Raw genomic sequence first — 19,358 nt, forward strand, 5'->3', positions numbered from 1 at the left:
CGGCCGCGGAAACACCGAACAACTGGAGGAACCCAGCATGTCCGCCACGCATCCGGACCGGCCGGAAGAACAGCCGGGCCGGATCATGTCCGGCGAGATGGCCGAGCAGCCCGCGGTGCTGCGCCGCATCCTCGACGAGGGCGCCCCGCGGATCCGCGAGATCGCCGAGCAGGTCGCGGCCCGCAACCCGCGCTTCGTCCTGCTCACCGCGCGCGGCACCTCCGACAACGCGGCGCTGTACGCGAAGTACCTGCTGGAGATCCGGCTGGGCAAGCCGTGCGGCCTGACCTCGATGTCCACGACCACCGCCTACGGCGCGCGGCCGGACCTCACCGACGTCCTGGTGATCACCGTCAGCCAGTCCGGCGGCTCGCCCGACCTGGTGGCGTCCGCGGAGGCCGCCCGTGCCGCCGGAGCGATCACGGTCGCGGTGACGAACAACTCCGACTCGCCGCTGGCGAAGGTCTCGGAGTTCCACATCGACGTCCTCGCCGGTCCGGAGAAGGCCCTCCCGGCGACCAAGACGTACACCGCCGAACTGCTGGCCCTCTACCTCTTCGTCGAGGGGCTGCGCGGCGGCGACGGCGCGGCCGCGAAGGTCCTGCCCGAGCTGGCGCGGCAGACCCTCGGCCGGGGCGCCGAGGTCAAGGCGCTCGCGGGCCGCTACCGGTTCGCCGAGCGGATGGTGCTCACCTCCCGCGGCTACGGCTATCCGACCGCCAAGGAGGCCGCGCTGAAGCTGATGGAGACCAGTTACATCCCGGCGCTGTCCTACTCCGGGGCGGATCTGCTGCACGGCCCGCTGGCGATGGTCGACAACATCTCGCCGGTCATCGCCATCGTCACCGACGGCAAGGGCGGCGAGGCGCTCCAGCCCGTGCTCGACCGGCTGAAGGACCGCGGCGCCGACCTCGTCGTGATCGGCGGCCGGGAGCAGGTGGACGCCGCCTCCGCGGGCTTCGCGCTGCCGACCGCCGACGTCCCCGAGGAGCTCCAGCCGATCCTGGAGATCCTGCCGCTCCAGATGCTGGCGTACGAGGTGACCATCGCCCGGGGCCAGGACCCGGACGCGCCGCGGGCGCTGGCGAAGGTCACCCGGACCCACTGAGCGCGGCGGGAGACCGCAGCGGCTGCGAGCGGGCCGCGAGCCGGCTTCGAGACGGCTTCGGGCGGGGGAGGCGAAGGGGGTCCGGACGCGGGTCCGGGCCCCTGGAACACCCGCGGGCCGCGGCGCCGGGACAGGACCCTCAACCTGTCCGGCACCGCAGCCCGGAGCTTGTACCGGTCCGCCGCGTCCGCGGAGTGTGCGGTTCCCCGCGGCCGACGGGACCGGCCGGAGACCCCGGGGCGCAGTCAGGGCAGAGAGCGCCGGAGGGCCTCGATCCCGCCCTCCTGTGCGGGGAGGGCGGAAGCTGTACTCGTCCAATTGTGGACTAGACCACTATCGCCTGTCCATGCGTGCACGTCGGGAAACCAGCCGCGGGTAGGCTCGCGGGTGTGCCGTCCATGAACGACCTCGTACGCCAGCACACCGCGCTCGGTGACTCCGACCTCGAATGGCTCCATCTCCTCGTCTCGGAGTGGCAGCTGCTCTCCGATCTGTCCTTCGCCGACCTCGTGCTGTGGGTCCCCACCCGGGACGGCACGCGCTACGTGTCCGTGGCCCAGATGCGGCCGAACACCGGCCCCACGTCCTATCAGAACGACATGGTGGGCCATCTGGTTCCCCGGGGCCGCCGCCCGATGCTCGACACGGCGCTGGACGAGGGCCGCATCGTGCGCGAGGGCGACCCCGAGTGGCGGGAGGAGGTCCCGGTCCGGGTGGAGTCCATCCCGGTGCGCCGGGAGAGCCGGGTCCTCGGCGTCATCGCCCGCAACACGAACCTGCTGACCGTGCGCACCCCCAGCCGGCTGGAACTCACATACCTCCAGAGCGCGTCGGATCTGGCCCAGATGATCGCCGCAGGATCGTTTCCGTTCCCGAACCAGCAGGTCGACATGGACGCGGCGCCCCGCGCCGGCGACGGGCTGATCCGGCTCGACGCGGACGGCGTCGTCCAGTACGCCAGCCCCAACGCCCTTTCCGCCTACCACCGGCTCGGCCTCGCCGCCGACCTGGTCGGCCATCATCTGGGGGAGACCACGGCCGAACTGGCCCCGGCCCGCGGCCCGGTGGACGAGGCGCTGGTGAAACTCGCGAGCGGCTGGGCCCCGCGCGAGTTCGAGGTGGAGGGGAACGAGGGTGTCATCCAGCTGCGGTCCATCCCGCTCAAGCCGAAGGGCACCCACATCGGCTCGCTCGTGCTGCTGCGGGACGTCACCGAGCTGCGCCGCCGCGAGCGGGAGCTGATCACCAAGGACGCCACCATCCGGGAGATCCACCACCGGGTGAAGAACAACCTCCAGACGGTCGCGGCCCTGCTGCGGCTCCAGGCCCGCCGGATGGATTCCGAACAGGGCAAGGAGGCGCTGGCGGAGGCGGTGCGGCGGGTCGGTTCGATCGCCATCGTGCACGAGACGCTGTCGCAGACCCTGGACGAGCGCGTGGAGTTCGACGACATCGCGGACCGGGTGCTCGCGATGGTCGCGGAGATCTCCCCGGGCCGGGTCGCGGGCCGGCGGACGGGCAAGTTCGGCATCCTGGACGCCGAGGTCGCGACCCCGCTGTCCATGGTGCTGACCGAACTGCTGCAGAACGCCCTGGAACACGGCTTCGGACCCGGGCAGCAGGGCATGGTCGAGGTGTCCGCGGTGCGCGGCGGAACCGCCCGGTCCGACCCCCGGCTGCTGGTGACCGTCCAGGACGACGGAAGCGGCCTGCCCGAGGGGTTCGACGCGAAGCGCACCGGCAATCTCGGCCTGCAGATCGTACGCACCCTGGTGGAGGGGGAGTTGGGCGGCACCTTCGACATGCTGCCCGCGCCGGAACGGGGCACCCGGGTGGTCCTCGACATCCCCGTACGGGCCGATGGTGCGGAGCGCAGGGGCGGGGCGCCGGCCGGGCGCTGAACGGCTCGTGCCGGGGCCGGCCCGCACCGGAGGCGGCACCGGCGGGCGCGCACCGGACCGGGGGCCGGCCGGCGGCTCGGAAGGAACAGGCCACGGAAGGAACAGGCCCCGGAAGGAACACGACCCGGACGGAACACGACCCGGACCGGGACCGGGATTTCGGCGGACAGGACCCGGACCGGGGGCCGGTCCGCGCGGGGGTCCCGCCGTCTCGCGGCAGACAGCACTGAGCCCCGGCCGGGATCCGGCCGGGGCTCAAAGCTTTAGTGCAACGGATGCTGCGCGCTGCGACTCGGGGGGCGGGAGGTGCGCACGCGATGTGCGCGCCGCCCTGCCGCAGGGGGTGTGGTTCAGGCGCTGGCGTTGCGCGCCCGGTTGCGGGCGGCGCGGCGCTTCATCGCGCGGCGCTCGTCCTCGCTGAGGCCACCCCACACACCGGAGTCCTGGCCGGACTCCAGCGCCCACTGCAGGCACTGCTCCATGACGGGGCAGCGACGGCAGACGGCCTTGGCTTCCTCGATCTGCAGCAGCGCAGGACCGGTGTTGCCGATGGGGAAGAAGAGCTCGGGGTCTTCCTCGCGGCAAACGGCGCGGTGACGCCAGTCCATGGCTGCTCCATCTCCTTGTGATACCAGCTGATTGCTTGTGAATGTGAACGCTTTCACGATCCCTCCGCAAGTGAAGGGGCCGACAGCCGAATGGCCGATTGCGGTCCCAGCGGGGATGTGGAGGGGGTTCGGGCTCTCAAGGGGGCCATTTGCGAGGCCGTCCCGATCGCCATGAAGAGACTCGCAAACCTCGGCGGCGGATACAACCCCTTCCGGAAAGTTTTTTTTGATTCCTTGGTGTCGCCTCTGTCACAGCCGTACTTCCAGGGGGTGGAAGCCAGCCTAAACGTTCGAGTGAAAGGACTTTTTGAGGTTCCACTCACACAATCACACGCAGTGCACGGCGTACGCCTGTGAACGTCACGCTGGAACGCAGTCCCAGGTGGTCACCGTCCATCTGAAACGGCAGCCGCACCTGTGATTGCAAGGTGAACTCCGTCAGGTCGTGCAGTGACACAGCGTGCTTGCCGCGCGGCCCCCGCTCGGGGGAGGACGTGAGGAGCTGGGTCCCGTAACGCGCCACCGCGGGGGTGGAGAGACTGCTCAGTCCCAGGACGTCCAGGGCGGTGTCGAACGACGCCCGGGGGGCGGCGTAGACGGGACGATTGCCCAGGTAGGTCCAGGGAGCGGTGTTGCAGACTATCGACAGCACCAGGTCCTCGACAGGCGTGTGCCCCGGCCGGTGGAGGGCAATCGTGCCGCGGGTGCGACGTGGGTCACCGAGGAACTGCCGCATCACCTGGCGCACATACAGCGCGTGAGTCGAACGCCTGCCGCGTTCGCGGTGCTGTTCGACCCGGCCGACCACTCCGGCGTCGAAGCCGAAGCCCGCGGTGAAGGTGAACCACCGCGCGGGCACGGACTCGTCGACCGTCCCCGGCGTGCCGGCCGCCAGTCCCAGGCCGACCGTCCGCTCACTGCCGGAGTGCAGGGCGTCGAGCAGCGCGCCGGTCGCCTCGACGGCGTGGTTGGGCAGGCCGAGCGCCCGGGCGAACACATTGGTGGAGCCCCCGGGCACGACGGCGAGACGCGGGAGCGCGTCCGGGTCGGGGCCGTGGTGCAGCAGTCCGTTGACCACCTCGTTGACGGTGCCGTCACCGCCGAGCGCCACCACGAGTTCCGTCTCGCCGCTCTCCGCGGCCTGCCGGCCGAGGTCGCGGGCGTGGCCCCGGTACTCCGTCGCCGCCACGTCCAGTTTCAGATCGCTCGCGAGGGCGTGGATGAGAACGTCCCGCGTGCGGGCACTGGTGGCGGTGGCTGCCGGATTGACCACGAGAAGGGCGCGCATGCTGTGCACCCTACCTACCTGCTGGTACAGGGCACAGCGGATCTTTCCCCCGGGGGCGGCGCCGGTGAACGGAGACACGGCGCGCCCGCCCGGGCGTGCGAGCCGGCCCGGGTCCGGACATCCCGCGGCACGGCGGCGGGGCGGACGGCGGCGCGGACGGCGGGGCGGACGGCGGGGCGGGAGGAAGGCGGCGGAGCCGGTGCGCGGCAGCGGGAAAGCCGGTGCGCGGCAGCGGAAAAGCCGCCGCGGCTACCCTGCTGGGGTGACCAGCAAGCAGACCTCCAGCACCGACGGGACCCGGCCGGACGGCACCCCGCGACCGGCGCGGCTGACGGCGGCGGCCGCCGTGACCGGGGCCCAGGGCGCCGTGCTCGCGGCCCTCGGCGGATACCAGCTCGTGATGACCCTGGTGGGCACCCCGGACAGCCTCCGGCAGGCGCTGACCGGTGCCCTGACCCTGTTGCTGCTGGCGGCTCTCCCGCTCGCCGCCGCCCGGGGGCTCTGGCTGCTGCGCCGCTGGAGCCGGGGCCCGGCGATGATCACCCAGCTGATGGCGGTGCCCGTGGCCTGGACGCTGATCGGTTCGGGCGGCGCGCTGGTCGCCGCCGGGATCGCGCTGGCCGTGTCGGCCGCGGCGGTGCTGGTGCTCGTGGTCAACCCGGGGGTGACCGAGGCGCTCGGCACCGGGCCCCGCGAGTAAGGCACCGGGCCCCGCGGGCAACGCACCGGCGCGGGCGCGACGCACGGGGCGCGGGGACGCAGGACGCCGGAGGGCAGGATGCCGGGGCGCGGGGGCGCCGGGCGGGGCGCAAGGGTCCGGCCCGGGCACACCGCTGCGCCGAGCGGGCGCGACGCACCGGGCGCCGGAACGCAGGGCGCCGGAACGCAGGACGCCGGAACGCAGGACGCCGGAGCGTAGGATGCCGGGGCGCGGGGGCGCCGGGCGGGGCGCAAGGGTCCGGCCCGGGCACACCGCTGCGCCGAGCGGGCGCGACGCACCGGGCGCCGGAACGCAGGACGCCGGAGCGCAGGATGCCGGAACACAGGATGCGGGACGCGGGGGCGCCGGGCAGGGTGCAACGGTCCGGCCCGCGCACACCGCGCGCCGGACACCGAGCACAGCAGCTCGGTACGGGGCGCGGCGCTTCCGTAAGGCGGGCGCACCGCCCCATACTCCGCACACCGCGCCGGGACACCCGTACGGGCGCCCGGCACCGCGCGGGACACCCCGCGCGGTGCGGCACGTACCGCACAGAGCGCTCCGGCAGCGCACCCCGCGCAGCCCCGGCACCGCGCGGGACACCCCATGCGCCCGGCACGTACCGCGCAGAGCGCCCCGGCAGCGCAGCCCGAACCCCGCACAACGCCCCGGCACCCCGCACATCGCGCCCCGGCACCCGGCAGAGCGCCCCGGCACCCCGCGCAGCGCCTCGCGGCGGGGCCGCAGCGCAGCACCGTGTCTCGTGGTGGGGCCGCAACGCACCGGGCCCCGGGCGTCACCGCCCGGGGCCCGAGGACGTCATTCCTCGACGAGCAGCCGGTCGCGCAGCTGGGCGAGGGTGCGGGCCAGCAGCCGGGAGACGTGCATCTGGGAGATGCCGACCTCCTGGGCGATCTGCGACTGGGTCATGTTGCCGAAGAAGCGCAGCAGCAGGATCTTCTTCTCCCGCGGCGGCAGTTCCTCCAGCAGCGGCTTGAGGGACTCGCGGTACTCCACCCCCTCCAGGGCGTCGTCCTCCGCGCCCAGGGTGTCGGCGACCGCGGGGGACTCGTCGTCCGTGTCCGGTACGTCCAGCGAGAGGGTGCTGTAGGCGTTGGCCGACTCCAGACCCTCCAGCACCTCCTCCTCGGAGATGCCGATGTGCTCGGCCAGTTCGTGCACCGTCGGGGACCGGCCGTGCCGCTGGGACAGCTCGGCCGTCGCCGTGGTGAGCGACAGCCGGAGCTCCTGGAGCCGCCGCGGCACCCGCACCGCCCAGCCCTTGTCCCGGAAGTGCCGTTTGATCTCGCCGACGACCGTCGGGGTCGCGTACGTGGAGAACTCCACCCCGCGGTCCGGGTCGAAGCGGTCCACCGACTTGATCAGCCCGATGGTCGCGACCTGGGTCAGGTCGTCCAGCGGTTCACCGCGGTTGCGGAACCGCCGGGCCAGGTGCTCCACGAGCGGCAGATGCATCCGCACCAGGTGGTTGCGTAGCTCGGCCCGCTGCGGCGACCCCTCGGGGAGACTCCGCAGCTCTATGAACATCGCGCGGGCGCCGCTGCGGTCGTGCGGATCGTGCTGGTGCCCGCGCTCGTACGCGTGCTCTCGCTCCTGCTGATCGCCTGTGCGCTGCTCGTGCTTCTGGTCCATGTGGTCCGCCCGCTCTGCCTGCTGCTCCGGAATGGCCGCACTGGGCACCACCCGCGCGATGCGGCTCTCGTCCTGCACCGGCCTCCCCGTCCCGTCCGTCACGGCTGTCCGGGACCCGCGCCGCGCTTCTTGTGCAGGCTGATGCTGACCGTGCGGTCCTCGGCGACCGTGGAGTCCACCTCGCCGGCGAGTGCGGAGAGCACCGTCCAGGCGAAGGTGTCGCGCTCGGGAGCGCGCCCGTCGGTCGTCGGGGCCGAGACGGTCACCCGCAGCGCGTCACCGACCAGTCGGAAGACACAGCTGAGCACGCTCCCCGGTACGGCCTGCTGCAACAGGATCGCGCACGCCTCGTCGACGGCGATGCGCAGATCCTCGATCTCGTCGAGGGTGAAGTCCAAGCGGGCTGCGAGGCCTGCGGTGGCCGTACGCAGCACGGAAAGGTAGGCACCCGCAGCGGGCAGCCGGACTTCCACGAAGTCCTGGGTCCCGGGCTCGCCTGCGATCTGGGACACCCTCACCTCCAAGGTGACAAGCCGTTGAGCTGATACGAGCACCGGACCCGTCCACCGAGTCGAAAATCCCTCGTCGGAGAGACAGTGGTCCGGCGCAGCACATGATTCGGCTGCGACGCTATCGTGATCTGTGGGCCGGTGTCGCCCATGCCGGTGCGACCGCCTGCGCTGACGCCGGCGCGGCGGCCGCCCGCGGCTGGGACAGCGGATCCCACGGACCGATGAGCGTCACTCATTGTAAGCAGATATATACACACAGTGGCTAGGGGGTGGGCGGCCCCAATTCGGAGAAACGGCCGGACGATCACGGCCGCCCGTCTCCACCGGCGGGCGCCGCGGCCGCCGTTCGCCCGGCCGCTGCCCGCCCGGTCCCCGCCCGTGCGCCGCGGGCGGCCGCTGCCGGCGACGACCGCTCAGCCGCTCCCGGTGACGACCGCCGCGACGGCCGTGCCCGGCGGGAACGCACCCTCGCCGGCCAGCGCCGTCAGCCCGTACAGCATCTTGGCGACGTAGAGCCGTTCGACCGCGAGTCCGTGCCGGGCGGAGAAGTCCTCGGCGAAGGCGCGGAGTTCACCGGGGACCTTCCCGTATCCGCCGAAGTGGAACCGTTCTTCGACCCGCCAGTCGCCCCGGCGCGCCCCGAAGGCCGCCCGCTGGAGCCGTTCGGTCTCGCCGTCCAGGAAACCGCCGCGGAGGACGGCGAAGCCGATGGCGCGCTGCTCCCGCGCCAGCCCGGCGGCCAGTCCGGCCAGGGTGCCGCCGGTGCCGCAGGGCACCGCGACGACGTCGGCCGCGCCCCGCAGTTCCCGGCCGAGCGCCGCGCAGCCCCGGGCCGCCGAGGCGTTGCTGCCGCCCTCGGGGACGAGGTGGAAGTCGCCGAACCGGCCGCGCAGCCCGGCGAGCACCTCCGGTTCGTGCTTGCGCCGGTACGTGCCGCGGTCGGTGAAGTGCAGCCGCATGCCGTCGGCGGCGCAGCGGGCCAGTGAGGGGTTCAGCGGGCGGTCGGCCAGCTCGGCGCCGCGCACCACGCCGATCGTCGTCAGGCCCAGCAGCCGGCCCGCCGCCGCGGTGGCCCGGAGATGGTGGGAGTAGGCGCCGCCGAAAGTCAGCAGCGTCGTGCTGCCCTGCTCGGCGGCGGCCCGCAGATTGGGCACGAGTTTGCGCCACTTGTTGCCGGGGAGTTCCGGGTGGATCAGGTCGTCGCGCTTGAGCAGCAGCCGGAGGCCGCGCCGGGTGAACCGTTCGTCCTCGGCCGCCACCAGCGGTGACGGCAGGCTCGGCCGCAGCGCGTCGAGGGCGTCGGTGAGGGCCGGGGACGCCGGCCCGTGGTTCGGGGGCACCCGTCCATTGTCGCGCGCCGGTGGTGGCGCGCCGGGCGCCGGGCACTCCGGCGCCCGGCCGCGGGCCGCCGGAGCGCGCGCCGGTCAGCCGCGCAGGACGGAGTCCCCGTGGGTCGCGATGTGGCTCTCCAGGGCCGCGAGCGCCTGCTGCGTGGCCTGCGGGGAGCCGCTGCCGCGCTGCTCGGCGTAGTACGCGGCGCCGAGCTTCTTGAGCAGGTCGGCACCGGCGCGCTGGGTCTGCACGTCGTCGATCTTCTGCTTGCCCTGGCTGATGCCGCGCTGTGCCTGCTCCTTGGCTCGGTCCAGGAACCCTGCCATGTGCTGCCTCCTGCAATCGGTACTCCGGAGGGGCGGGACCGGTCCGGTCCGCCCCCGTCCTTCTGGTCAACGCCCGCGCGGGACGCGGGGTTCCCGGAGTCCCCCGTACGGCGGGGTGCGGCGGCGGCGTGCGGCGGCGTGCGGCGGCGTGCGGCGGCGTGCGGCAGGGGCCTGCCCCGCGGCCGCGGCGCTCAGGGGCAGCGGATGACCTGGCCGGCGTACGAGAGATTGCCGCCGAACCCGAACAGCAGGACCGGGGCGCCCGATTCGACCTCCCCGCGCTCCACCATCTTGGACAGCGCGAGGGGGATGCTGGCGGCCGAGGTGTTGCCCGATTCGACGACGTCCCGGGCGATCACCGCGTTCACCGCGCCGAGCTTGCGGGCGAACGGTTCGATGATCCGCAGATTGGCCTGGTGCAGCACGACGGCCGCCAGTTCCTCCGGCCCGATCCCGGCCCGTTCGCACACGCGGCGGGCGATGGGCGGCAGTTGGGTCGTCGCCCACCGGTACACGCTCTGGCCCTCCTGGGAGAAGCGGCTGGGGGTGCCGTCGATGCGCACGGCCCGGCCCATCTCCGGCACCGACCCCCAGAGCACGGGTCCGATGCCGGGTTCCGCGGCCGCGCCGACCACGGCCGCCCCGGCACCGTCGCCGACCAGGACGCAGGTGCTCCGGTCCGTCCAGTCGGTCACGGCCGTGAACTTCTCCGCGCCCACGACCAGGGCGTTCCCGGCGGCCCCGGCCCGCACGGCGTGGTCGGCCGAGGCCAGCGCGTGGGTGAAGCCCGCACAGACGACGTTGACGTCCATGGTCGCGGGGGAGGGCAGACCGAGCCGTTCGGCAACGCGGGCGGCGGTGTTCGGGCTGCGGTCGACCGCCGTGCAGGTGGCGACCATGACGAGGTCGATGTCGGAGGCGGCGAGCCCGCTCTGCGCCAGGGCCTTGGCCGCCGCGGCGGCCGCCATCGCGTCGACCGTCTCGTCCGGCGCGGCCACGTGCCGGGTGCGGATGCCCACCCGGGTGCGGATCCACTCGTCGCTCGTGTCGACCATCGTGGCCAGGTCGTCGTTCGTCAGCACCCCTGCGGGCTGGTGGTGGCCGAGGGCCAGTACGCGTGACCCGGACATCGGGCTTCCCCCTTGGGCGGTCGTGACAACGTGCGGTCGACGCTGCCCGTCCAGTCTTGGGGGCGCCGGCCGCCGCGGCGGTACGCGTTCCACCAAGGATCGGGCGCGAGATCTGGCGCGACCCGCTGTCACCGCAGCCCGGCGGGGCCTTCGTGCAGGCTGATCGCCTCGGCGAGGGTGGGCACGGGCCGGAAACGGGAGTCGAGGCCGGTGAGCCGGAGGATCCGCAGGGTCCTCGGCCGTCCGCAGGCCATGGTGAGCCTGCCGCCCTGTTCCCGGGTGCGGCGGTGGATCCGGCAGAGCAGGGTCAGGCCCGAGGCGTCCAGAAAGGTCACCGCGTTCAGGTCGACGACGACGCGGGGCGCGGCGGAGGCCGTGGCCGCGTCCAGGTCCGGGGTTATCCGGAGGGCCGTGACGATGTCCACGTCACCGCGCAGTTCCAGCACCGTGCAGCCGTTCGTCCGGTAGCCGGCGACTTGGCGGACCGGTCCCCGGGCGGGGACGGCTCCTTGTCCGGGTTTCTCGGGCACCGCGCCCACCTCTTCGGCGGGACTGCTGTGCGAACTCCCCCTGTGCATGGCGGAACACCACCTCGGATCGACGGGCTTCCCCCGGCCCCGCCCACGGCATGCGGTCGGTGGAGCAGCTGCGGAGCAGATGGAGCCGGGGGCGCGGAGCCACCAGGAAGCCGGGGTGACGTACGGTCACCGTAACGGCACTGTCCGGGAGGGCGGGAATGAAGAAACGGTCCTTGAGCGCCCGATTACACCCGCGTAGGTGAATTTCCACATTTCCTATTGACGGATGGTCGAAGGTTTGCCTGGACGGCCTGTTGTGCTCTGGAGGGGTTCGGCCGGACGCCTTACCGTGATCTCCACCAGACCAGGAAGGCAGCAGAACATGGCATTGAACCCGACCGCCCCCGCGGCGCCCGGTATACGCCGAGCCGGAGCGGAGGACCGTGAGTGGATCGCGTCGCTCCTGGGCGAGGCGTTCCACGAAGACCCGGTCAGCAGTTGGGTGTTCCCCGAGGAGCGGCGGCGGCGGGAACTCCACCCGCGCTTCTTCGGCGTCTTCCTCGGAGCCGCGCTGGCCGAGGGCGCGGTCGAGGTCACCGAGGACCGTTCCGCCGCCGCGCTCTGGCTGGACGTCCCGGCCGTCGCCGAGGAGGACGTTCCGGCGGCGATCGCCGAGGACGACGAGGTGGCCGCGCTGATGCGCAAGGAGAGCGACCCGGACAACGAGCGGGCCGAGACGGTCGGCCGGCTGACGGCCCGGGTGCATCCCCGGCTCCGCGCGCACCGCTATCTGATGCTGCTCGGGGTCGAACCGGACCGCCAGGGGCAGGGGCTCGGCAGCGCGCTGCTGGCGCCCGCGCTGCGCCGGTGCGACGCGGAGGGCGTCCCGGCCTATCTGGAGGCGAGCAACGCCCGCAGCCGCGCGCTGTACGAGCGTGAGGGCTTCCGTTTCACCGGCAGGACGGTGGACCTGCCCGGCGGCCCGCCGATGTGGCCGATGTGGCGCGAGCCGCGCGGCTGAGGCGGTACGCCCGGGTGGTCGTACGGCCGGGCGGCGTGCGGCGGGAGGCGTACGGACCCGGGCGGCCGCCGGGGACCTCCGGGCGGCGGCGGTCGCAGGGCGGCGGACGCGTGGGCGGCTGCGGGACGCCCGGCGCCGGACGTGCGGCAGGGGCCCGGCCGGGTGTGGTCCGGCCGGGCCCCCGCGCACGCCGCTGCCGACGGCAACCGGTGCCGGCGGTCAGGCCTTCTTGGTCTCCCAGAAGATCTTGTCGATCTCGGCGATCAGGTCCAGCAGCTTCTGCCCGGTGGCCGGGTCCGTCGAGCCCTTGGCGGCGCTCGCGGCCTTCAGGGCGTCGTTGACCAGCTGGTGCAGCTGCGGGTACTTCTCGAAGTGCGGCGGCTTGAAGTAGTCGCTCCAGAGCACCGAGATGTGGTGCTTGGCGAGCTCCGCGCGCTGCTCCTTGATGACCACGGCGCGAGCGCGGTAGTGCGGGTCCTCGTTGGCCTGGTACTTCTCCTGGATGGCCTTGACCGAATCGGCCTCGATACGGGCCTGGGCCGGGTCGTACACGCCACACGGCAGGTCACAGTGCGCGCTGACCTTCACCTTGGGGGCGAACAGGCGGGAAAGCATGTAGCTGTCCTTCCTCGTGATCGTCTTCTCGGGTGCGACATTACTCCGTGGAGGAAGCGTTTTCGCGAGTGCCCCGGTGGGCTTAGGACAAAAGTCCGGTGACGGACCGGGGTGTGTGAGGAAAAGGACCGGGAGGTGCCCGATGCCGTACGACGGCCGCCGGCCACTGGACGAAGGCGGGCCCGGGAACGGGGCGGAGGACGGCCGCGGGCGGCGGGGACCCGTCCCGTACGGCCTCGCCGAGGTCGTCGGGCCGTCCATGGTGCCGACCCTGCTGCCGGGTGACCGCCTGGTCGTCCGGTACGGGGCCGCGGTGCGCCCCGGCGACGTGGTGGTGCTGCGCCACCCCATGCAGCAGGACCTACTGGTCGTGAAGCGCGCCACCGAGCGGCGCGACGGCGGCTGGTGGGTGCTCGGCGACAATCCGTACGCCGAGAACGACAGCCGGGAGTTCGGCCCGGTGCCGGGCGAACTGGTGCTGGCCCGGGCCCGGCTGCGGCTGCGTCCGCCGCCGGGGCGCGGTCAGCGGCCGGGACTGCGGCTGCTGTCCTGGGCGCTGTCGGCCGTCCGCCCGGTCGGGTCGCCGGCCGGCTCGTCCGCCGGGCCGGTCCGTTCGCTCTCCAGGCGTTTGCGCGCGCGGTAGGCCGCCACGTTGGCGCGGGTCGCGCAGCGGTCCGAGCAGTACCGCCGGGAGCGGTTCGTGGAGGTGTCGAGGTAGGCGTTGCGGCAGGGCGCGGCCCGGCAGATGCCGAGCCGGTCCACGCCCAGCTCGGTCAGGTGGAACGCCAGCCCCATGGAGGCGGTCGCGGCGAAACCGGCGGTGGCGTTCGCCGGGTGGTCGGCGATGTGCAGGTGCCAGTCGGGGCGGCCGTCCTCGTCGCGCGTCTCGTGCCCGGAGATCTGCGGGCTGACGGGGAACTCCATCAGCAGGGCGTTGAGCAGGTCCACGGCCCGGACCTCGTCGCCCTCGTCCGCCGCCTCGAAGACCGCCCGCATCCGGGCGCGCACCGATCTCAGCCGGGTCACGTCCGCGTCGCCGGCCCGCCTGGCCGCCTGCTGCTGGGGGCCGAAGAGGGCGCGGACCGCCTCGACGGAGGTCAGCCGGTCGGTGCCGCGCGCCGGTTCCTCGCTGTTGACCAGGCGCACCGCGAAGTCCGAGTAATAGGCCAGATCCACTTGTAGTCCTTACGCGGTGGGGCTAGGGTCGGCAGGGCGGACGTAATGACCGCCAATGGAGTGAGGCTATTACAAAAGCGAGGGGGCCGGGATGACGGAAACGACCGCGCGCACGGACTGGGCCGGCTGGCAGCGCAGCTGGGACCGGCAGCAGGAGTGGTACATGCCGGACCGGGAGGAACGCTTCCGGGTGATGCTCGACATGGTCGAGGCCGTGGTCGGCCGCGAGCCGCGGGTGCTCGACCTCGCGTGCGGCACGGGCAGCATCACCGGCCGGGTGCTGCGCCGTTTCCCCGGCGCGCGGACCACCGGCGTGGACCGCGACCCGGTGCTGCTGGCCATCGCCCGCGGCCACTTCGCGGACGAGCCCCGCGCGTCGTTCGTCACCGCGGACCTGCTCGATCCGGACTGGACCGCCCTCCTGCCGCACGAGGAGTACGACGCGGTGCTGACCGCGACCGCGCTGCACTGGATGCGCGCGGAACCGCTCCGCGGCCTCTACGCCCGGCTCGCCGGGAGCATCCGGCCCGGCGGTGTCCTGATGAACGCCGACCACATGCCCGACGGCTCCACGCCCCGCATCGACGCCGCCGTGCGGGCCCACGAGCGGGCCCGGCAGGACCGGGAGCGGGAGGCCGGGGTGCGGGACTGGGCCGGCTGGTGGGCGGACGTCGCGGAGGACCCGGCGCTGGGCGAACTCGCCGCCGAGCGGTTCGCCCTGTTCGGCGACCCCGCCGCCGGTGACCACGCGGACGGCGAGTCCCAGCCGGCGGCCTGGCACGCGCGGACGCTGCTGGCGGCGGGTTTCGCCGAGGCGCGCCCCGTGTGGTGCTCCGCGACGGACGCGCTGGTGCTGGGTCTGCGGTAGCGGCCCGGTGCGCCGCGCTCCCGGGGACGCGGCGCCCGGGAGCACGCGAAGGCGGTACGGGCCCCCGGGTCCGTACCGCCTTCCGCGCATGCTCCCGCCCCGGGTGCCTTCAGAGCACCTTGGAGAGGAACGACTTCGTGCGCTCGTGCCGCGGGTTCGTCAGCACCTCGCGCGGGTGGCCGGACTCGACCACCACACCGTCGTCCATGAAGACGATCGAGTCGCCGACCTCGCGGGCGAAGCCCATCTCGTGGGTGACGACGATCATCGTCATGCCCTCCTCGGCCAGCCCCCGCATCACGTCGAGCACCTCGCCGACCAGCTCCGGGTCGAGCGCGGACGTCGGCTCGTCGAAGAGCATCAGCTTCGGCTCCATGGCGAGCGCCCGGGCGATCGCCACCCGCTGCTGCTGGCCGCCGGAGAGCTGGGCGGGGTAGTTGCCCACCTTGTCGCCGAGTCCGACCCGGTCGAGCAGCCGCTCGGCCCGCGCCCGGGCCACGGCCCGTGCCTCCCGCTTGACCTGCATCGGCGCCTCCATGACGTTCTCCAGCGCCGTCATGTGCGGGAAGAGGTTGAAGCGCTGGAAGACCATGCCGATGTCGCGGCGCTTGGCGGCGACCTCGCTGTCCTTCAGCTCGTACAGCTTGTCGCCGCGCTGCCGGTAGCCGACCAGGTCGCCGTCGACGTACAGCCGCCCGGCGTTGATCTTCTCCAGGTGGTTGATGCACCGCAGGAAGGTGGACTTGCCGGAGCCGGACGGACCGACCAGGCAGAACACCTCACGGGGCGCGACCTCGAGGTCGATGCCCTTGAGGACGTGTGCCGCGCCGAAGGACTTGTGCACGCCTTCGGACTTCACCATGGCGGTCATGTTCACACTCCTCCGCGGTTGCTGAAGCCTGCCAGGTTGGTCTTGATCCGCTGCCACGGAGTGGGCGGCAGGCTGCGGAGCGAGCCGCGCGCGTAGCGGCGCTCCAGGTAGTACTGGCCGACGCTGAAGACGCTGGTCAGCACGAGATACCAGATGACGGCGAGGAAGAGCATCTCCACCACGGCGCCGGAGGCACGGCCGATGTTCTGCGTCGCCAGCAGCAGTTCGCCGTACTGGGCGGCGCTGGCCGCCAGCGACGAGGTCTTGAGCATGTTCAGGAACTCGTTGCCGGTCGGCGGCACGATCACGCGCATCGCCTGCGGCAGCACGATCCGCCGCAACGTTTTTCCGTGCGTCATGCCGAGCGCGTGCGACGCCTCGGTCTGGCCCTCGTCCACCGACTGGATGCCGGCCCGGACGATCTCCGACATGTACGCGGCCTCGTTGAGCCCGAGGCCGAGCAGGGCGGCCATGAACGGGGTCATGAAGTCCGTCATCTCGTCCCGGTAGAAACCGAGGTTGATGTACGGGAAGATCAACGCCAGGTTGAACCAGATCAGCAGCTGGACGTAGACCGGGGTGCCGCGGAAGAACCAGACGTAGAGCCAGGCCACCGAGGAGGTGACCGGGTTCTTCGACAGCCGCATGACCGCGAGCACGACACCGAGGACGAGCCCGATGAGCATCGCCAGCACGGAGATCAGGACGGTCTTGCCGAGACCCTCGAGGATGGTTCCGTCGAAGAAGAAGTCCGGGATCGCCGGGTAGTGGACGTCCGCGCCGGCGAACGCGTTGACCAGCAGCGCGAGCAGGCCGAGCACGATGACGGCGGCGAGCCAGCGGCCGTAGTGCCGGACGGGTACCGCCTTGATCGTCTCAGCGGGCGGGCCGGACGGAGGGGTGTCCTCCGGGCCCGTCTTGTCGAGGGGAACAGTCACGGGTGTTGCCTTTCAGCCTTTCCTCCGAGCGAGCGGACGCTGCCGGTCCGGGTCAGGAACCGCCGTTGACCGTGACCTTGTCGATCGCGCCGTCGGCGACACCCCACTTGTCGAGGATCTTCTGGTACTCGCCGCTGTCGATGACGGCTTCCAGCGCGGCCTTGATCGCGTCACGGAGCTCGGTGTTCTTCTTGCTCACCGCGATACCGTACGGGGCCGCCTCGACCTGGTCGCCCACCAGCTCGAAGTCCTTGCCGCCGCCGGAGGTCTTCACGGCGTACGCGGCGACCGGGAAGTCGCTGGAGCCGGCGTCCGCGCCGCCCGCGCGCAGCCGGGTCTGGGCCTCGGTGTCCTGGTCGAAGGCCTCCATGGAGATCTTCTTCTTGCCGTCCTTCACGCATTCCTCGGACTCGTCCTTGGCGAGGTCCTCGGAGACGGTGCCGCGCTGCAGGACGATCTTCTTCCCGCAGAGGTCGTCCCAGGTCTTGATGTCCTTGCCCTCACCCTTCTTGGTGTAGATCGAGACACCGGCGGTGAAGTAGTCGACGAAGTCGACGCCCTCGCCGACCTTCTTGCCGGACTCCGGGTCGATGCCCTCCTGGCGGTCCTTGGTGTCGGTCATCGCGGACATGGCGATGTCGTAGCGGCCGGAGCGCATGCCGGTGAGCAGGGTGTCGAAGGTGCCGTTGTTGAACTGGAACTCGACCCCGAGCTCCTTGCCGAGCGCGTCGGCCAGGTCCGGGTCGATGCCGACGGTCTTGCCGTCCTTCTTGAACTCGACCGGCGGGTACGCGATGTCCGAGCCGACCTTGACGACCCCCGCGTCCTGGATCTCCTTCGGCAGCTTGTCGAACAGCGGGGCCTTGGAACCGGCTGCCTCCTTGCCCCCGGTGTCCTTCGCGCCCTCCGTCTGGTCACCGCACGCGGTGAGCAGCAGGGCCCCCGCGACCGCGATCGCGCCGGCGGCGGCCATCCGGGGTGCACGCGCGGCCGAGCGACGAGTGTTGCCTGCGGTCATGCTGGTTCCTCCTGCGGTGGGGGCGTGGCGGGAAAGCCGGACACACACCTTCGGGTGTCGCGACCCTGTCTGATTAGGGGCATCTTGCCATCCGGACGGTGCCTCACAGTCGGTCGCCCATGTCAAAATCCAATAACGGGAAATCCCCTCCCCGCGCCGAGCCCCGTTGACCCGGAAGCGGCCGCGGCGTATGCGGACGGAACGAGACCGGCATCACAGTCAGAGGTCTCGAAAAGTGGACATCTGACAGCTGTTCACTCGCTTTCCACTCGAAAGCGCGCCGCGCCTGCACAAGTGCAATGGAAGTCACTCGTATGTGCAGCGTCCCGTCCGGTAGAAAAGACCCTTACACCCCTCACCCGGGGCTCGGGGCGCGTTGTGCGGCGCGCCCGGCGCTCGTGCACCCCCGCGCGGCTTCTCGCCACGCGGACGGCCATCCGCCGTACGGGAGTACGGAAGCGACGCCCATCCGCCTCACGCCGGGGCGGCCAACCCTCGAAAAAAATTCAGACATAAGGGGTCAAAAAAGTGGCAGCGGAGATTGTGAATCCTCGCAGCGACAGCGGCACGGAGGGTGAAGAGCCCTTCGATCCCGCCTTCGCGCTGCACCGGGGCGGCAAGATGGCGGTCCGGGCGACCGTGCCCGTGCGCGACCGGGACGATCTGTCCCTCGCGTACACGCCGGGCGTCGCCAAGGTGTGCAGCGCCATCGCCGAGCGGCCGGAGCTCGTCCACGACTACACCTGGAAGTCGCAGGTCGTGGCCGTGGTGACGGACGGCAGCGCGGTGCTCGGGCTCGGTGACATCGGCCCGGAGGCGTCGCTGCCGGTGATGGAGGGCAAGGCCATCCTCTTCAAGCAGTTCGGCGGCGTGGACGCGGTCCCGATCGCGCTGGACTGCCGGGGTGTGGACGAGATCGTCGAGACCGTCGTCCGCCTCGCGCCCTCCTTCGGCGGCGTCAACCTGGAGGACATCTCCGCCCCGCGCTGCTTCGAGATCGAGCGGAAGCTCCAGGAGCGGCTGGACATCCCCGTCTTCCACGACGACCAGCACGGCACCGCGGTCGTCACCCTCGCCGCGCTGCGCAACGCCTGCCAGCTCACCGGCCGCCCGCTCGGCCAGCTGCGCGCGGTGATCTCCGGCGCGGGCGCGGCCGGGGTGGCCATCGCCAAGATCCTGGTCGAGGCCGGCATCGGCGATGTGGCCGTCTGCGACCGCAAGGGCGTCGTCTCCGCCGACCGCGAGGACCTCACGGACGTGAAGCGGCAGCTGGCCGGCTTCACCAACAAGGCCGGGTTCACGGGCTCCCTGGAGAGCGCCCTGTCCGGGGCCGACGTGTTCATCGGCGTCTCCGGCGGCACGGTCCCGGAGGCCGCCGTCGCGACCATGGCCGAGAACGCCATGATCTTCGCCATGGCCAACCCGAACCCGGAGATCCACCCCGAGGTCGCCCACAAGTACGCCGCCGTGGTCGCCACCGGGCGGTCGGACTACCCGAACCAGATCAACAACGTCCTCGCCTTCCCGGGCATCTTCGCGGGCGCCCTCCAAGTGCGTGCCTCGGCGATCACCGAGGGGATGAAGCTCGCGGCGGCCGAGGCGCTGGCGGCAGTGGTCGCCGACGAGCTGGCCGCCGACTGTGTGATCCCGTCGCCGTTCGACGAGCGGGTCGCCCCCGCGGTCACGGCGGCGGTGGCCGCCGCGGCCCGCGCCGAGGGCGTCGCGCGCCGCTAGGAAACGGCGGGACCGGCTGCGGTACGGGCCGTGGGCGCACC

Annotated in this window: 19 protein-coding genes and 1 pseudogene; 7 read left to right on the top strand and 13 right to left on the bottom strand. The window is 72.3% G+C overall.

From position 1 onward, the window contains the following. Positions 1-37: 37 nt before the first annotated feature. Both GCU69_RS29880 and GCU69_RS29885 read left to right on the top strand, forming a co-directional pair. Positions 38-1,108, top strand: coding sequence for an SIS domain-containing protein (locus GCU69_RS29880; RefSeq protein WP_098750008.1), 1,071 nt, complete (start codon positions 38-40; stop codon positions 1,106-1,108). A 398-nt stretch (positions 1,109-1,506) separates the two neighbouring features. Beyond that, positions 1,507-3,009 carry a sensor histidine kinase gene (locus GCU69_RS29885; RefSeq protein WP_156207768.1) on the top strand — a complete coding sequence of 501 codons (1,503 nt, stop codon included), beginning with the start codon at positions 1,507-1,509 and terminating at the stop codon, positions 3,007-3,009. Positions 3,010-3,359: 350 nt separating this feature from the next. Here the strand turns inward: GCU69_RS29885 and GCU69_RS29890 are convergent, their stop codons facing one another. Together GCU69_RS29890 and GCU69_RS29895 are read right to left on the bottom strand one after the other, a co-directional pair. After that, on the bottom strand, positions 3,360-3,617 hold the full coding sequence (locus GCU69_RS29890) for a WhiB family transcriptional regulator (RefSeq protein WP_003983230.1): 258 nt from the start codon (positions 3,615-3,617) through the stop codon (positions 3,360-3,362). Between the two features lie 319 nt (positions 3,618-3,936). Continuing rightward, the gene (locus tag GCU69_RS29895; RefSeq protein WP_098750033.1) at positions 3,937-4,905 is read right to left on the bottom strand and encodes a diacylglycerol/lipid kinase family protein; all 969 of its coding nucleotides are present in this window, start codon (positions 4,903-4,905) and stop codon (positions 3,937-3,939) included. Positions 4,906-5,167: 262 nt separating this feature from the next. Here GCU69_RS29895 and GCU69_RS29900 point away from each other — a divergent pair, with 262 nt between their 5' ends. After that, positions 5,168-5,605, top strand: a complete 438-nt coding sequence (locus GCU69_RS29900; protein ID WP_156207758.1) for a hypothetical protein — start codon at positions 5,168-5,170, stop codon at positions 5,603-5,605. Positions 5,606-6,424: 819 nt separating this feature from the next. Here GCU69_RS29900 and GCU69_RS29905 read toward each other — a convergent pair. From GCU69_RS29905 to GCU69_RS29930, 6 genes are all read right to left on the bottom strand, one after another. Continuing rightward, positions 6,425-7,336 carry an RNA polymerase sigma factor SigF gene (locus tag GCU69_RS29905; RefSeq protein ID WP_408055860.1) on the bottom strand — a complete coding sequence of 304 codons (912 nt, stop codon included), beginning with the start codon at positions 7,334-7,336 and terminating at the stop codon, positions 6,425-6,427. A 20-nt stretch (positions 7,337-7,356) separates the two neighbouring features. After that, positions 7,357-7,770 (bottom strand): ATP-binding protein, encoded by a 414-nt coding sequence (locus GCU69_RS29910; RefSeq protein ID WP_098750012.1) that lies wholly within the window; start codon positions 7,768-7,770, stop codon positions 7,357-7,359. Positions 7,771-8,183: 413 nt separating this feature from the next. Then, on the bottom strand, positions 8,184-9,110 hold the full coding sequence (locus GCU69_RS29915) for a 1-aminocyclopropane-1-carboxylate deaminase/D-cysteine desulfhydrase (RefSeq protein ID WP_156207759.1): 927 nt from the start codon (positions 9,108-9,110) through the stop codon (positions 8,184-8,186). A gap of 84 nt (positions 9,111-9,194) precedes the next feature. After that, on the bottom strand, positions 9,195-9,428 hold the full coding sequence (locus GCU69_RS29920) for a hypothetical protein (protein ID WP_098750014.1): 234 nt from the start codon (positions 9,426-9,428) through the stop codon (positions 9,195-9,197). A gap of 191 nt (positions 9,429-9,619) precedes the next feature. Continuing rightward, on the bottom strand, positions 9,620-10,558 hold the full coding sequence (locus GCU69_RS29925; protein ID WP_156207760.1) for a beta-ketoacyl-ACP synthase III: 939 nt from the start codon (positions 10,556-10,558) through the stop codon (positions 9,620-9,622). Between the two features lie 128 nt (positions 10,559-10,686). After that, entirely contained in the window at positions 10,687-11,088 is a 402-nt protein-coding gene (locus GCU69_RS29930) for an STAS domain-containing protein (protein ID WP_235978793.1), read from the bottom strand. Between the two features lie 370 nt (positions 11,089-11,458). Here GCU69_RS29930 and GCU69_RS29935 point away from each other — a divergent pair, with 370 nt between their 5' ends. After that, positions 11,459-12,097, top strand: coding sequence for a GNAT family N-acetyltransferase (locus GCU69_RS29935; protein WP_156207762.1), 639 nt, complete (start codon positions 11,459-11,461; stop codon positions 12,095-12,097). Between the two features lie 219 nt (positions 12,098-12,316). Here the strand turns inward: GCU69_RS29935 and sodN are convergent, their stop codons facing one another. Further along, positions 12,317-12,712, bottom strand: a complete 396-nt coding sequence (gene sodN, locus GCU69_RS29940) for a superoxide dismutase, Ni (protein ID WP_098750018.1) — start codon at positions 12,710-12,712, stop codon at positions 12,317-12,319. Between the two features lie 142 nt (positions 12,713-12,854). Between sodN and sodX the strand changes: the two genes are divergently transcribed. After that, positions 12,855-13,355, top strand: a complete 501-nt coding sequence (gene sodX, locus GCU69_RS34200) for a nickel-type superoxide dismutase maturation protease (RefSeq protein WP_098750019.1) — start codon at positions 12,855-12,857, stop codon at positions 13,353-13,355. Positions 13,356-13,399: 44 nt separating this feature from the next. Here the strand turns inward: sodX and GCU69_RS29950 are convergent. Continuing rightward, positions 13,400-13,888, bottom strand: a pseudogene (locus GCU69_RS29950) (ABATE domain-containing protein); the annotation flags it as partial. A gap of 91 nt (positions 13,889-13,979) precedes the next feature. On the opposite strand from GCU69_RS29950, the gene GCU69_RS29955 reads away from it, so the two are divergent. Beyond that, positions 13,980-14,756, top strand: a complete 777-nt coding sequence (locus tag GCU69_RS29955; protein ID WP_156207763.1) for a class I SAM-dependent methyltransferase — start codon at positions 13,980-13,982, stop codon at positions 14,754-14,756. A 109-nt stretch (positions 14,757-14,865) separates the two neighbouring features. Here the strand turns inward: GCU69_RS29955 and GCU69_RS29960 are convergent, their stop codons facing one another. Genes GCU69_RS29960 through GCU69_RS29970 form a run of 3 tightly spaced genes read right to left on the bottom strand, consistent with a single transcriptional unit; the run spans position 14,866 to position 17,583 of the window. Continuing rightward, a complete protein-coding gene (locus GCU69_RS29960) occupies positions 14,866-15,627 on the bottom strand; it encodes an amino acid ABC transporter ATP-binding protein (RefSeq protein WP_098750021.1) in 762 nt (253 codons plus the stop codon). A 2-nt stretch (positions 15,628-15,629) separates the two neighbouring features. Next, positions 15,630-16,565, bottom strand: coding sequence for an amino acid ABC transporter permease (locus GCU69_RS29965; RefSeq protein ID WP_098750022.1), 936 nt, complete (start codon positions 16,563-16,565; stop codon positions 15,630-15,632). A 52-nt stretch (positions 16,566-16,617) separates the two neighbouring features. Beyond that, entirely contained in the window at positions 16,618-17,583 is a 966-nt protein-coding gene (locus tag GCU69_RS29970; protein ID WP_098750023.1) for an ABC transporter substrate-binding protein, read from the bottom strand. 528 nt (positions 17,584-18,111) lie between these two features. Between GCU69_RS29970 and GCU69_RS29975 the strand changes: the two genes are divergently transcribed. Then, positions 18,112-19,317 (top strand): NAD(P)-dependent malic enzyme, encoded by a 1,206-nt coding sequence (locus tag GCU69_RS29975; protein ID WP_156207764.1) that lies wholly within the window; start codon positions 18,112-18,114, stop codon positions 19,315-19,317. Positions 19,318-19,358: the final 41 nt, after the last annotated feature.

The organism is Streptomyces lycii, from assembly GCF_009735685.1.
Classification (GTDB): Bacteria; Actinomycetota; Actinomycetes; order Streptomycetales; family Streptomycetaceae; genus Streptomyces; species Streptomyces lycii.

What these genes read in the sequence shown, in the direction of transcription:
- GCU69_RS29970 (WP_098750023.1), bottom strand. Translation starts at nt 17,583, where the DNA reads ATGACCGCAGGCAACACTCGTCGCTCGGCCGCGCGTGCACCCCGGATG.
- GCU69_RS29935 (WP_156207762.1), top strand. Translation starts at nt 11,459, where the DNA reads ATGGCATTGAACCCGACCGCCCCCGCGGCGCCCGGTATACGCCGAGCC.
- sodX (WP_098750019.1), top strand. Translation starts at nt 12,855, where the DNA reads ATGCCGTACGACGGCCGCCGGCCACTGGACGAAGGCGGGCCCGGGAAC.
- GCU69_RS29890 (WP_003983230.1), bottom strand. Translation starts at nt 3,617, where the DNA reads ATGGACTGGCGTCACCGCGCCGTTTGCCGCGAGGAAGACCCCGAGCTC.
- GCU69_RS29920 (WP_098750014.1), bottom strand. Translation starts at nt 9,428, where the DNA reads ATGGCAGGGTTCCTGGACCGAGCCAAGGAGCAGGCACAGCGCGGCATC.
- GCU69_RS29895 (WP_098750033.1), bottom strand. Translation starts at nt 4,905, where the DNA reads ATGCGCGCCCTTCTCGTGGTCAATCCGGCAGCCACCGCCACCAGTGCC.
- GCU69_RS29960 (WP_098750021.1), bottom strand. Translation starts at nt 15,627, where the DNA reads ATGACCGCCATGGTGAAGTCCGAAGGCGTGCACAAGTCCTTCGGCGCG.
- GCU69_RS29885 (WP_156207768.1), top strand. Translation starts at nt 1,507, where the DNA reads ATGAACGACCTCGTACGCCAGCACACCGCGCTCGGTGACTCCGACCTC.
- GCU69_RS29925 (WP_156207760.1), bottom strand. Translation starts at nt 10,558, where the DNA reads ATGTCCGGGTCACGCGTACTGGCCCTCGGCCACCACCAGCCCGCAGGG.
- sodN (WP_098750018.1), bottom strand. Translation starts at nt 12,712, where the DNA reads ATGCTTTCCCGCCTGTTCGCCCCCAAGGTGAAGGTCAGCGCGCACTGT.
- GCU69_RS29880 (WP_098750008.1), top strand. Translation starts at nt 38, where the DNA reads ATGTCCGCCACGCATCCGGACCGGCCGGAAGAACAGCCGGGCCGGATC.
- GCU69_RS29955 (WP_156207763.1), top strand. Translation starts at nt 13,980, where the DNA reads ATGACGGAAACGACCGCGCGCACGGACTGGGCCGGCTGGCAGCGCAGC.